The following is a 12,517-nucleotide window of genomic DNA, read 5'->3' as shown; positions in this document are numbered from 1 at the left end:
GCTTCCCTTTTTTTATTCTGAGCAACAGCTAAACGCGCATTTTGCGCCAACGTGCTATCGTAGCGTCTCGCAGTTTTCTAACGTTTGTCTATCCATGGCCGAGAAAATCATTATGCTGGCGCAGCAGCGCCACGCCACGCCAGCCATCCCCGCGCATGCCGAAGATCCGAGCGGCTTGCTAGGCGACCAGCTGGGTCGTCCGCTGCGCGACCTGCGCATCTCCGTGACTGACCGCTGCAATTTCCGTTGCGTATATTGCATGCCCAAGGCCATCTTCAACAGCGATTACCAGTATCTGCCGCACAAGGCCCTGCTCTCGTTCGAAGAAATTACCCGGCTGGCGAAAATCTTTGTCGCCCATGGCGTGGAAAAAATCCGCCTGACAGGTGGCGAACCGCTGCTGCGTAAAGATATCGAAAAGCTGATCGCCATGCTGGCCCAGCTCAAAACTGCGAGCGGCCAGCCGCTCGACCTCACGCTCACCACCAACGCTTCGCTACTGGCGCGCAAAGCACAGGCGCTCAAGGACGCCGGCCTGCAACGGGTGACCGTCTCCCTCGATGCGCTGGATAACCAGACCTTCCGCCACATGAACGATGTCGACTTCGACGTGGGCGATGTGCTGCAAGGACTGGAAACTGCGCACAAGGTCGGGCTGGGGACGATCAAGGTGAATATGGTGGTCAAAGCCGGCATGAACGATCAGGAAATCCTGCCGATGGCGCGCTACTTCCGCAATACCCCTTTCATCCTGCGCTTTATCGAATACATGGACGTGGGCGCCTCAAACGGCTGGAAAATGGACGAGGTAGTGCCTTCCTCGGAAGTGGTACAGCGCATCCACGCCGAATTCCCGTTGGAGGCGCTGGACGCCAACTACAGCGGCGAAACTGCCACGCGCTGGCGCTATGCCGATGGTGCAGGCGAAATCGGCATGATCTCCAGCGTCACGCAGGCCTTCTGCGGCGACTGCACGCGCGCACGCCTGTCCACCGAAGGCCAGTTATATACCTGCCTGTTCGCCAGCAGCGGCCACGATCTGCGCACCCTGCTACGCGCCGGTCACAGCGATAGCGATATCAGCGGCGCGCTGGCACAGCTCTGGCGTACCCGCGCCGACCGCTATTCGGAACTGCGCACGGCGCAGACGGCATTGCCACAGGCGGATCGGCGCAAAGTAGAAATGTCTTACATCGGAGGTTAGTTTGTCTTTCCAGAACCAGATCACCGGCCTGATACTTGCCGGTGGCCGCGGCAGCCGCATGGGTAGCGTCGATAAAGGCTTGCAGCCTTTCCGTACTAGCACGCTGGTAGAGCATGTGATTGCCCGTCTGGCACCGCAAGTGGCCAGCTATGCCATCAACGCCAACCGCAATCTGACGCGCTATCAGGAACTGGCCGGCAATGTGCCTGTGCTGCCCGACTACCTCGATGATTATGCCGGCCCACTTGCAGGCCTGCAGATCGGCCTGCAATTCTGCCCTACCCCGCTGTTGCTCACCGTCCCGTGCGACTCGCCTTTGCTGCCAGCCGATCTGGCTGCCCGCCTGTATGCGGCGCTGACCGAACAGAATGCCGATGTGGCACTGGCCGTCACCATGCAGATGCGCACTGGCGCAGACGCACCACAGCGCCAGTGGCATCCTGTATTTGCTCTGCTAAAAACTAGCGTACTGCCGCAACTGGAAGACTATCTGGCTAGCGGCGAGCGGCGCATGGAAAGCTGGTTCCGCTCCCTGCGCGTGGCCGAGGTCATGTTTGAGGACGATGCTGCATTCAGCAACGTCAACACACTGGAAGAACTGCAGGCGCTCGAACAGCCACCAGCTAGCGCACCGCACAGCGCTGCAGCTGCCGCCAGCCCCGCACCATCGCCCGCCGCCTCAGCCGCCAAGACCAGCAGCGGCGGCCAGCACGATAGTGCACTACCAGTGGAACAGGCACAGCGCCTGATCGCCCAGCAAATCACGCCACTGGAAGCTAGTCAGACGGTGTCACTGTTTAGCGCACTGGATCGCGTACTGGCGCAGGACGTCATATCGCCCATCAACGTTCCGGCTTACGACAATTCGGCTATGGATGGCTATGCCCTGCGCGGCGCGGACTTGCCCAGTGCCGAGCAGGCGCAGGCCAGCTTCAAAGTCATCGGCATTGCCTACGCAGGCCGCCCGTGCGCACTGGAGGTGCAGGCCGGCGAATGCATCCGCATCATGACGGGTGCCGCCATGCCGGCCGGTTGCGACAGCGTGCTGCCGCAGGAACTGGCTAGCGCCAGCAGCGACACTAGCGTCACCATCGCCCACGGCGTGATCCACAGTGGTGCCAATCGCCGCTTCGCTGGTGAAGACTTAAAACAGGGCAGCGTCGCACTGGCCAAAGGCAAGCTGCTGCGCCCTGCCGATCTGGGCCTGATCGCCTCGCTCGGCATGGCCGAAGTCAGTGTACAGCGCAAGCTGCGCGTGGCCTTCTTCTCCACCGGCGACGAACTGCGCGCACCGGGCCAGCCGCTCGACGAAGGCAGCATCTACGACAGCAATCGCTACACCGTATTCGGCATGCTGACGCGCTTAGGCTGCGAAGTGATCGACATGGGCATCGTGCGCGATGATCCGCAGGCACTCGATGCAGCGCTGCGCAGCGCCTGCCAGCAGGCCGATGCCATCATCACCTCGGGCGGCGTGTCGGAAGGCGCGGCCGACTACACGCGCGACATACTGGCCAGTCTGGGCCAGCTGTCGTTCTGGAAGCTGGCCATGCGCCCCGGTCGTCCGCTCGCCTTCGGCCAGATACGCGATGGTGAACACAGTGCATGGCTGATCGGCCTGCCCGGCAATCCCGTGGCCGTGGCAATCTCGTTCTATCTGTTTGCCCGCCCTGCCCTGCTGGCTATGATGGGCGCGCCGGCAGCGCAGGTAACGCTGCAGGCCAGAGCGCAGAGCGCGATGCGCAAGCGCCCAGGCCGTACCGAATACCAGCGCGGCATCATCAGCCGCGGCGCCGACGGCCAGCCCGAAGTGCGCCTGACAGGTGCTCAGGGCTCCGGCATTTTGCGCTCCATGACGGAGGCCAATTGTATTGTGGTGCTCGGCCACGAACAGGGCAATGTCGCGGCCGGCGAAATGGTAGAAGTGCTGCTGTTCGAAGGCCTGATCTAGCGCCGCAGCAGCATTCATTGGAAAATCACTCGGCTTCCGGCTCGCTCGCTTCCGACTGTGCGCCCAGCAGCAGTTGCGCAGCCTCGCTAGGCAGTGCTTCCACCGTCTTGAGCTTGCGTGCCATCTGGCGGCTGCGGGTTTCCGCCGATTCGATATTCTTGGCCGCGCGTTCCAGCGTGAGCTTGGTCGCCGCCAGCACATCACCGAACTTGGCGAACTCCGTTTTCACCGCCCCCAGCACCTGCCAGACCTCCGACGAACGGCGCTCCAGCGCCAGTGTGCGGAAACCCATCTGCAGACTGTTCAGCAGCGCCGACAGCGTCGAAGGACCGGCTATGCTGATCCGGTGCACGCGCTGCAGTTCATCAGCCAGCCCGGGACGGCGCATCACTTCCGCATACAAGCCTTCGGTGGGCAGGAACAGAATGGCAAAGTCGGTGGTGTGGGGCGGTGCCAGATATTTTTCCGCAATGGTTTTGGCTTCCACCCGCACGGCTCGCTCCAGCTCACGACCAGCCAGCGCTACGCCATCAGCATCGGCCTGCTCGGCCGCTTCCAGCAAGCGCTCGTACTGCTCTTTGGGGAACTTGGCATCGATCGGCATCCAGACGGGCGCGCCGCCATCCTTCTGGCCCGGCAGCTTAAGCGCGAACTCCACCCGCGCACCACTACCGGCGATGGTTTCCACATTCTTGGCATACTGGTCGGGCGTGAGCACCTGCTCCAGCAGCATTTCCAGCTGCACCTCGCCCCAGGTGCCGCGGGTCTTCACATTGGTCAGCACGCGCTTCAGATCACCCACACCCAGCGCCAGCTGCTGCATTTCGCCCAGTCCCTGATGCACACGCTCCAGCCGTTCCGACACCTGCTGGAACGAAGCACTCAGGCGCGCTTCCAGCGTGGCATGCAGCTTTTCATCGACCGTCTTGCGCATCTCTTCCAGCCGCGCACCGTTATCTGTCTGTAGATCACGGATCTTGGCTTCCAGCGTAGCGCGCACTTCCTGCATGCGCGCCGCATTCGATTCGGTCAGCCGCGCCAGCGTCTGGTTCATACTGTCGGCGAACAGCTTCAAGTTGCGACTCTGCTCTTCACGTCCCACCAGCCCCTGTGCTTCGAGCTGGCGGCGCAGCCCTTCGAACTGCTGCACCGTGGCCGCATGGGTAGCCTGCGCGGTCGCCTGTAACTGCAAGCGCACTTCGCGCTCTACGCGCTCGATGCGTTCCGCCAGTCCCGCTTCCTGCGCGCCCTCCTGCGCCGAACGTGCACGCAGCAGCGCCAGCACCTGCAACCCCAGCACACCGGCCAGCAAAACCAGCAACACGATAAATTCTATCTGGCCCATGGCATCAATCCGGCTTGTTACGCATCCAGTCCGCGGTCTGATAGAACGATTCCATCAGCCGCAGACGCAAGGCTTCATCGATGCCCACATCTTCCATCGCCCATGCCATGGCCTGCAGCCACTGGTCACGCTCCTTGGTGCCGATGGCGAACGGCATGTGGCGCATACGCAGGCGCGGATGACCATGCGCCTGCACATACAGATCCGGCCCGCCCATCCAGCCGCTGAGGAACATGAACAGACGCTCACGCGCATTGTCCAGCGAGGTACCATGGGTCGCGCGCAACAAGGCGAACTGGGGCTCCAGTTCCATCAGATCATAAAAGCGATCCACCATGTCACGCACCACGGTTTCGCCACCGATTACTTCGTAGAGAGTTCGAGATTCAGTCATAGCCGCCATGATAGCGCACCGCAGGCGGCCATGACACTCACACCAGCGCCAGTTTGCGCAGGCGCCGCGTGGACGACCAGTTGTGCCAGTCCAGTTCCTCGCGCACGGCAGCACAGGCCGCGACAATCTGCTCGAGTTGTGCCGCGCTCAGGCCCGAATTAAGCGTCAGCCGTACCAGCGAACGGTTCTTCGCCGTAGCGGGCGCGCAGAACATGGCGCCATACACGCCATGCCGTTCCAGCGCCTTGCGCAGCGCCAGCGTGTGCGGCTCCAGCCCCGCTTCCAGCGCTATGATCTGCTCCGTACCATCGCTGACATTCAAGCCAAGTTGCGCCAGCGCTGTGCGCACATGGCTAGCATGCTGCTGCAACCTGGTACGGCGCTGATCGGCCAGCCGGATGAAGTCCAGCGCCGCATCGAACCATGCCAGTTCGTGGCGCAGCAAACAGGAACTGAAAATTGCCGGCCGCGACTCGGACAGGAAATAGCCTTTGAAGCGTGCGGAACAGCTGATCAGCCCCCCACGTCCGGCAAAAGCTTTGGCCAGCGATGCAGTGCGGAAGTGCACCCGCTCGCCCAGCCCCAGCGCCGCCACCAGTCCTGCGCCTTGCGGCCCGTGTGTGCCCAGCGAATGGGATTCATCGACGATCAGCATACTTTCGCTCTGCTCGGCCAGCGCCACCAGTTGCGCTAGCGGCGCCACGCTGCCATTGGTGCTGTACAGCGCATCCACGGCGATCAGCCCGCGGCCATGGCGTGCCAGCTGGCGCGCCAGATGCTCGAGATCATTGTGCAGAAACGGCACCGGCTGGGCACCGGCCGACTGCACGCCTTCCCACAGCGAGGCGTGGGCCTGCATATCCAGATACACGGGCACACCGGGCTCGGCCAGCGTCTGCACCAGCCCCACATTGGCCGCCCAGCCCGATTGCGCGAGGATGCAGTCCTGCGAGCCCAGCCACTGAGCCAGCCGCTGTTCCAGCCGGTGCTGGGCACTGCCCTGCTGCAGATACACGGCCGACATCAGCAACTCGCCTTCGCTTTGTACCAGCGCAGCCAGCTGGGCGTAGCGCAGCGTGCGTTCTTCCGCCAGACACAGATAGTCATTCCCGGCCAGATACACAGCACCGGCCGGCGTGGGCTGCCATGCGTGCGGGTGCTGGCCGCCCAGCAATTGCTCGATACGGGTGATGTGGTGCAGATCCATGCGGCGCTCGACAAATTCCGCCAGACAGCACTCGGCTGGCAACGGCTTGCTACGGGAAAGGATGGCATTGCTCATGGTGCGTACTCCTCTGGGTAAGTTGATGAAATGAAATCAATAACCACCTTGAGGCTAAAAAAAGACCAGATGCTTGACGCTGATCAATGGCCGGCCGGATACATTCAAGCGCGCAACAAATTCGGGCGATGATGGAGTTTTGATAAAAATCAATCCTGCCATGTTCCCACCCCTACCCGCCAACTGGACGCGACGCCTGCAAGCACAATTGCAGAACCTGCTGCACTACCGCGCGCAGGAACAGCATGCCACCATGCGCGTGCTACTGCTGGCCGCCATCGGCACCGTGAGCATGCCGCTGTATTACCTGATCTGGCAGCGCTTCTTCCCGCAGGAATATGAATCGCTGCCACTGCGCGCGCTCGGCATCGTGCTCTGCCTGCTGGGTCTGTTCGCACGCCACTACAGCACACGCCTGCTGCATCTCTATCTGCTGGTGACGCTGAGCTATGTACTGCCCTTTTTCTTCACCTATATGTTCCTGATGAACCATGCCTCGGGGGTATGGGGCGAATCGCTCTTGATCGCACTGGTGCTGCTGTTTCACTTCGAGACAGCACTGGCCCTGCAAGCCTATCTGGCCGGCACCCTGCTCGCCTGCGTGGCAGCCAGCGTGACGGGCGACAGCGTCATTCTGCTCAGTAGCGCGGTGCTGCAGCAGCTCCCCATCCACTGGTTCACCATGGCAGGACTATCGGCCGCCAAAGTCAGCCGGCATGTGCTGGCGCAGGAAAAGCTGGCAGGACTGGGCGCCGGGCTGGCCAGCGTGGCACATGAACTGCGCACTCCGCTGAGCAGCGTGCAGGCCAGTGTGCGCGGCCTGCTGCGCATGTATGGCGGCGGCATCTGCCGCAGTGGCGAAGAAAAACTGGGCGCGCTCGATGCGCTGGCACGCATACAGTTCGAAGTGCGCCATATGAACCACATGATCGATCTATTCCTGCTCAGTGCCAGCGCAGTGCGGCAGAATTTACGGCCAGTAGAAAACGTCTCGATGCATGCCAGCGTCACCGCCGCACTGCAGCGCTATCCGTTTACCAGCGATGTCCAGAAACATCGGGTGGCACTGGAACTGCGCGCCAACTTCCAGTTTGCCGGCCAGAGCGAGCTGGCCGTGATCGTTCTACTGAACCTGCTACGCAATGCGCTCAAAGCCATACAGCGCGCCGGCAAGGGGCGCGTGCGCATCATCATCGATGGCCAGCACCAGCCCCCACGGCTGCTGTTCATCGACACGGGTAGCGGCATTGCGCCGCAGCACCTGCCCTACATCTTCCAGCGCTTTTACTCGTATCCCGCGCATAACGGCAGCGGCATCGGCCTCGCCCTCAGTCAGGAAATCCTGCGCGCCTGGAACAGCCGTATCCGCTGCGTGACGCGGGAACAGGGCTACGCCATCTTCATCCTCGAATTTCCCTCCATCGCTGCATCTGCGAGCTAAGCATGCATCTTCCCGTCTATGCCCACCCCACTCTGACCGTGCTGGTCGACGACAGTACTTCCTTCCTGCGCAGCCTGTCCTTCCAGCTTGATCCCATATTACCGACGCTCGCCTTCCACGATGCGCATGCCGCCCAGCGCTGGCTGGGGCGCGAACGTGAACCGCAGCGGGTGCCGCTACAGGTGAATTTCGATATGCAGAATCTGCCGGCCGACCAGTGCAATGTGGCCATCGATCTGGAGCGCATCTACCGCATCTGCGAACAGCGCCAGCGCTTTGCCACGCCGTCCGTGGTCGTAGTGGATTACTCGATGCCACAGATGAACGGACTGGAATTCTGCGCCGCCATCGGCCACCTGCCCTGCAAGAAGATCCTGTTCACGGGTGCGGCCGATGAAAAAATCGCCGTGCAGGCGTTTAACCGCGGCCTGATCGACCGCTACATCCAGAAAAGCGATCCGCAAGCACCGGAGCAACTGGAACAGCAGATCCGCCAGCTGCAGAATGCCTACTTCGACGACCGCGAAGAGACCTTGCGTGATCTGGTGCTGCTGCACCACTACCATTTCCTCGCCGATGCCGCCGTGGTCAGCCTGATCGCCGGGCTACGCACCCGTCTGGGCATCGTCGAACACTATGTGTTCCCCAATCCCAGCGGCATCCTGCTGCTCGACCAGCGCGGCAAAGCCAGCCTGCTGATGATAGAGACGGCCGAGAGCATGTTTGCCCAGTTCGAGATGGCGCGCGACAGCGACGCCCCGCCTGCCCTGCTAGAAGCACTGCTGGCAAAGCGCGTGCTGCCGTTCTTCCACGACCCGCATGGCGATGGCATGTACCGTCCCGATATCGGCGACCAGTGGCACCGCTACTGCGCGGCGGCGCAAGTCTGTCAGGGCCGCCAGACCTATTACTGGGCGCTGTTCGACCTGCCCGCCCACTATTTCCGCCAGCCGCCGTATGCCTATGCCGATTTTCTCGTCCAGCGGCGCGCACTGGACTTCAGCAGCGCCTGAACCGACTGCCTATGCTTCACTCAGGCTTCACGCAGCGTCTGCAGCGGTGGCTGGCGCAGCACATTGCGCAGCCCCAGCCAGCCACCGGCGATGGCACACAGACCGCCGGCCAACAAGCCGATCAGCCAGACCGAAGGCGAGAAACTCCAGGCAAATTTGAACTGGTAGGTCGCCAGCGCCCAGCCCATGCTGGCCGCCGCCGTCGCTGCCAGCAGGCCGGATAAGCCGCCCACCAGCAGGAATTCGATCAACTGGGCCTGCGCGAGCTGCTGGCGGGTGGCACCCAGCGCACGCAGCAGGGCCGCTTCGCGGGTGCGCTCATCCTGCGATCCCATCAGCGCCGCATACAGCACCAGCAGACCGGACGCCAGCGTAAAGATGAACAGGAACTCGACGGCAGTAATCACCTGATCGAGCACCTGCTGCACCTGCTGCAATATCGCTCCTACATCGACGATGGTCAGATTCGGATAGTCGCGCGTCAGCGCGTTCATCAGGCCAGCCTGCGCCAGCGGCAGGTGGAAGGCCGTCAGCCAGCTTTGCGAGACTTCCGTCATCGCGGCCGGATTAATGATCACAAAGAAGTTGACCCGCATCGAACCCCATTCCAGCTTGCGTATGCTGGTAATGGTGGCATCGACGGGGGTGCCGGCAATATCGAAGCGCAGCTTGTCACCCAGCTTCCATTTGAGCGTCTTGGCGATCCCTTCCTCCACCGAAGCTTCCGGTGCACCGGGCCGGTCGGCAAACCATTGCCCGGCCACGATCTGGTTCTCTGCCTGCATCTGCGCCATGGTAGACAGATTGAATTCGCGATCCGCCAGACTGCGCGCCCGTTCTTCCGTATAGGTATCGGCCGTAACGGTCACGCCGTTCACCGCCGTCAGACGGCCGCGTATCATCGGATACTGCGGTGCATAGCTGACGCCTGCAACCTGCAGGCGGCGGGCGATATCGGCCGATTGTTCGGGCTGGATATTGATGATGAAACGGTTGGGCGCATCGGCCGGCGTGGCCTTGCGCCATGCCGTCATCAGATCGCCCCGCACCACCGTCAGTACCAGCAGCGCCATCAGCCCCAGTGCCAGCGCCACCACCTGCACCAGCGTGGCACTAGGCCGGCGCTGCAGCGAGGTCAGCGCAAAGCGCCAGCTCTGATGATCGATCAGACCGCGCATCGGCTTGAGTGCCGCCAGCCCCGCCCAGCCCACCAGCGCAAACAGGCCGAAGGCGGCAGCAAAACCCAGCGCCGTGTACAGCGCCAGTTGGGCATCACCGGCCTGCCACAACAGCAGCGCACAAAAGCCCCCCAGCCCCAGCCCGTAAGTGGCCAGCGCCGCCACCTGCGGCGGCTCCTGCTCGCGCCGGATCACGCGGTTGTGCGGCACTTTGCGCAATTGCAGAATAGGCGGCAAGGCAAATGCCGCCAGTAGCAGCACACCCGTGCCCAGTCCCTGCAACGCCGGCAGCAGCGATGGCGCTGGCAATTCGTTACCCACCAGCGTGGCCAGCGCCTGCAGCAGCACATGGTGCGCGCCATAACCGATCAGCACACCGGCCACGCTGCCGGCCAGCCCCACCAGCAGAAATTCGATCAGATACATGGCCGTGACCTGATTCTGCGTCAGCCCCAGACAGCGCAGCATGGCGCAGGCATCGAGATGGCGCTGCATGAAGCGGCGCGCGGCCATGGCCACGGCCACGGCAGCCAGCAAGGCCGACAGCAACCCCACCAGTGACAGGAAGTGGTCAGCCCGTTCCAGCGTGGTGCGCATTTCGCCCCGCCCGCTAGCCAGCGTTTCGATCCGCACACCTTTGATATTGTTTGCGCTGATCTGCTGTTCCAGCCATTGAGCAAACTCGCTAGCGGCCTGCGTTCCGGCCTTCTGCCCATCGGCACCGGCGACCAGCAAACGGTAGGTGACGCGCGAACCGGGCTGGACCAGATTTGTGGCAGGCAGATCGTCCAGTGCCATCAGCACGCGGGGTGCGAAGGCCATGAAGTTGGCGCCACGATCCGGCTCGGCGGCGATCAGACGGGTAATGGTGAAGCTGCGATCCCCCAGTTTTAGCTGTTCGCCCACACGGGTGGACAGGCTGCCCAGCAAAGCAGGATCGAGCCACACTGTGCCCGCCGCCGGCACATCTTGCGTCAGGTCGCCCTGCCCCTGCTGGGCTGCCTGCAGGTCGGTGCTGGTACGCAGATGGCCGCGCAGCGGATAGCCGGAGCTGACCGCCTTCAGCGCCCCCAGCACGGAGCGCGACTGCTCGCCCTCGCCCACCTGCGCCATGCTGACGAAGCTGGCCACATCGGCCAGCACCAGCCCGCGCCGCTGCGCTTCCGCGCGCCATGCAGGATTCACGGGCAGATCGGCATTGATTACCACATCGGCGCCGATCAGCTGGCGCGCATCGCGATCGAGTCCCGCGCGCAGGCGGTCGATAAAGAAGCCGGTGGCCGACAGGGCTGCCACCGCCACCGTCAGCGCCATCAGCAGAAAACGCAACTGGCCGGCACGCCAGTCACGCAAAGTCATTTTCAGGGCAAGAGCAAACATAGGGGCAGAATAGAGATTTACAGTGCAGCGAAATAGGCGTCGACTTCGTTCAGGAAGGCCTGCTTCTGTTCAGCCGGCAGGAAGCTGGCCGCAAAGCTATTGCGCGCCAGCCGCTGCGCATGATGCAGACCCAGCGGCAAAGCTTCGAAGGCCGCTTCGAAGTTGGCATTCATATAGCCGCCGAAATACGCTGGATCATCAGAATTGACGGTGGCCATGATGCCCGCATCCAGTAACTGCAGCAGATTGTGCTGGCCCATGTCGCCAAATACGCACAGTTTGATATTCGATAGCGGGCATACCGTCAGCGCAATCTGCTCGCGTGCCAGTCGTTCGACTAGCGCCGCATCGTCGGTACAACGCACACCATGATCGATACGCTCTACCTGCAGGGTATCGAGCGCCGTACTGATATACGCTGGCGGGCCTTCCTCGCCAGCGTGCGCCACCAGATGGAAACCCAGCTCCTTGCAGCGCGCAAACACACGGGCAAATTTTTCCGGCGGGTTGCCACGTTCGGAAGAATCGAGTCCGATGCCGATAAATTTGTCGCGGTGCGGCAGGGCTGCTTCCAGCGTGGCAAAGGCATCTTCTTCCGACAGGTGGCGCAGGAAACTCAGAATCAGCGTGGCCGAAACGGGGCTGTCCTGACAGGCACGGTAGATGCCGTCGATCACCGCCTGCATGGGCACGCCACGCGCCGTGTGGGTTTGCGGATCGAAGAAGATTTCCGCATGGCGCACGTTATCGGCGGCCGCGCGCTGCAGGTAGGCGGCCGTCATGTCATAGAAATCCTGTTCCTTCAGCAGCACGCTGGCACCGGCGTAATAAATGTCGAGGAAGGATTGCAGATCGGTGAAGGCATAGGCCGCGCGCAAGGCTTCCACACTGGGGTAGGCCAGCGCCACATTGTTGCGCTGCGCCAGTGCAAAAATCAGTTCCGGCTCCAGCGAACCTTCGATGTGGATATGCAATTCGGCTTTCGGCATCTGCTGCACGATGGTGCGCAATTGGGAGTTCAGCATGGTCGGTTTTCCTGTCGCGAAAAATTGAATAAACACATCTTAGCGCATGCGCGCGCAACGCGTCAGGAAGCCCCGTACCTGCTGGTTTTCTGCTCCATTTGCGCTGCGATCAGCAGACCATGCGCAGGCGTGCTACTGTGGCAGAAATTGTGGCTAGTCACAGCACGACAATTATTTTGACTTCCGTATCCAATAGCGCAATAATCAATTTCACAAACGTAAGAAGCATTTCACACTACACATAAGCCGTCCGGCCATAAAGCCAGCTCAGTGTTACGGGCAATCCGTAGCCAATCAAGAAGCG

The 12,517-nt window shown here is 62.1% G+C and carries 9 protein-coding genes; 4 read left to right on the top strand and 5 right to left on the bottom strand.

Annotation, left to right across the window (positions count from 1 at the left end; all coding sequences use genetic code 11):
* The first annotated feature begins 94 nt into the window (after positions 1-94).
* The gene (moaA, locus tag ABNT42_RS06055) at positions 95-1,204 is read left to right on the top strand and encodes a GTP 3',8-cyclase MoaA (RefSeq protein WP_348695339.1); all 1,110 of its coding nucleotides are present in this window, start codon (positions 95-97) and stop codon (positions 1,202-1,204) included.
* Between the two features lies 1 nt (position 1,205).
* Positions 1,206-3,155: a gephyrin-like molybdotransferase Glp gene (glp, locus tag ABNT42_RS06050; protein WP_348695336.1), complete on the top strand. Its 1,950-nt coding sequence runs from the start codon at positions 1,206-1,208 to the stop codon at positions 3,153-3,155.
* Between the two features lie 25 nt (positions 3,156-3,180).
* Here the strand turns inward: glp and rmuC are convergent, their stop codons facing one another.
* From rmuC to cqsA, 3 genes are read right to left on the bottom strand one after another with little or no spacing between them, the layout of a single operon-like run.
* On the bottom strand, positions 3,181-4,500 hold the full coding sequence (rmuC, locus tag ABNT42_RS06045) for a DNA recombination protein RmuC (protein WP_348695333.1): 1,320 nt from the start codon (positions 4,498-4,500) through the stop codon (positions 3,181-3,183).
* Between the two features lie 4 nt (positions 4,501-4,504).
* Entirely contained in the window at positions 4,505-4,903 is a 399-nt protein-coding gene (locus ABNT42_RS06040) for a group II truncated hemoglobin (protein ID WP_348695331.1), read from the bottom strand.
* Positions 4,904-4,931: 28 nt separating this feature from the next.
* Positions 4,932-6,176 carry an alpha-hydroxyketone-type quorum-sensing autoinducer synthase gene (cqsA, locus tag ABNT42_RS06035; RefSeq protein WP_348695328.1) on the bottom strand — a complete coding sequence of 415 codons (1,245 nt, stop codon included), beginning with the start codon at positions 6,174-6,176 and terminating at the stop codon, positions 4,932-4,934.
* Between the two features lie 160 nt (positions 6,177-6,336).
* Between cqsA and ABNT42_RS06030 the strand changes: the two genes are divergently transcribed.
* Positions 6,337-7,617 (top strand): HAMP domain-containing sensor histidine kinase, encoded by a 1,281-nt coding sequence (locus tag ABNT42_RS06030; RefSeq protein ID WP_348695325.1) that lies wholly within the window; start codon positions 6,337-6,339, stop codon positions 7,615-7,617.
* A 2-nt stretch (positions 7,618-7,619) separates the two neighbouring features.
* Positions 7,620-8,630, top strand: coding sequence for a response regulator (locus ABNT42_RS06025; protein WP_348695322.1), 1,011 nt, complete (start codon positions 7,620-7,622; stop codon positions 8,628-8,630).
* Positions 8,631-8,650: 20 nt separating this feature from the next.
* Here ABNT42_RS06025 and ABNT42_RS06020 read toward each other — a convergent pair whose 3' ends face one another.
* A complete protein-coding gene (locus tag ABNT42_RS06020; protein ID WP_348695319.1) occupies positions 8,651-11,188 on the bottom strand; it encodes an FtsX-like permease family protein in 2,538 nt (845 codons plus the stop codon).
* A 17-nt stretch (positions 11,189-11,205) separates the two neighbouring features.
* Positions 11,206-12,213: an adenosine deaminase gene (locus ABNT42_RS06015; protein WP_348695316.1), complete on the bottom strand. Its 1,008-nt coding sequence runs from the start codon at positions 12,211-12,213 to the stop codon at positions 11,206-11,208.
* Between the last annotated feature and the right edge of the window lie 304 nt (positions 12,214-12,517).

Origin of the sequence: Duganella fentianensis (assembly GCF_964031615.1) — a bacterium.
Classification (GTDB): Bacteria; Pseudomonadota; Gammaproteobacteria; order Burkholderiales; family Burkholderiaceae_D; genus Rugamonas; species Rugamonas fentianensis_A.
This window is presented reverse-complemented; position numbering and strand designations above follow the sequence as displayed.

Excerpts from the sequence above, each read along its gene's own strand:
- ABNT42_RS06015 (WP_348695316.1), bottom strand. The coding sequence starts at position 12,213 with ATGCTGAACTCCCAATTGCGCACCATCGTGCAGCAGATGCCGAAAGCC.
- cqsA (WP_348695328.1), bottom strand. The coding sequence starts at position 6,176 with ATGAGCAATGCCATCCTTTCCCGTAGCAAGCCGTTGCCAGCCGAGTGC.
- ABNT42_RS06040 (WP_348695331.1), bottom strand. The coding sequence starts at position 4,903 with ATGGCGGCTATGACTGAATCTCGAACTCTCTACGAAGTAATCGGTGGC.
- ABNT42_RS06025 (WP_348695322.1), top strand. The coding sequence starts at position 7,620 with ATGCATCTTCCCGTCTATGCCCACCCCACTCTGACCGTGCTGGTCGAC.
- rmuC (WP_348695333.1), bottom strand. The coding sequence starts at position 4,500 with ATGGGCCAGATAGAATTTATCGTGTTGCTGGTTTTGCTGGCCGGTGTG.
- ABNT42_RS06020 (WP_348695319.1), bottom strand. The coding sequence starts at position 11,188 with ATGTTTGCTCTTGCCCTGAAAATGACTTTGCGTGACTGGCGTGCCGGC.
- ABNT42_RS06030 (WP_348695325.1), top strand. The coding sequence starts at position 6,337 with ATGTTCCCACCCCTACCCGCCAACTGGACGCGACGCCTGCAAGCACAA.
- moaA (WP_348695339.1), top strand. The coding sequence starts at position 95 with ATGGCCGAGAAAATCATTATGCTGGCGCAGCAGCGCCACGCCACGCCA.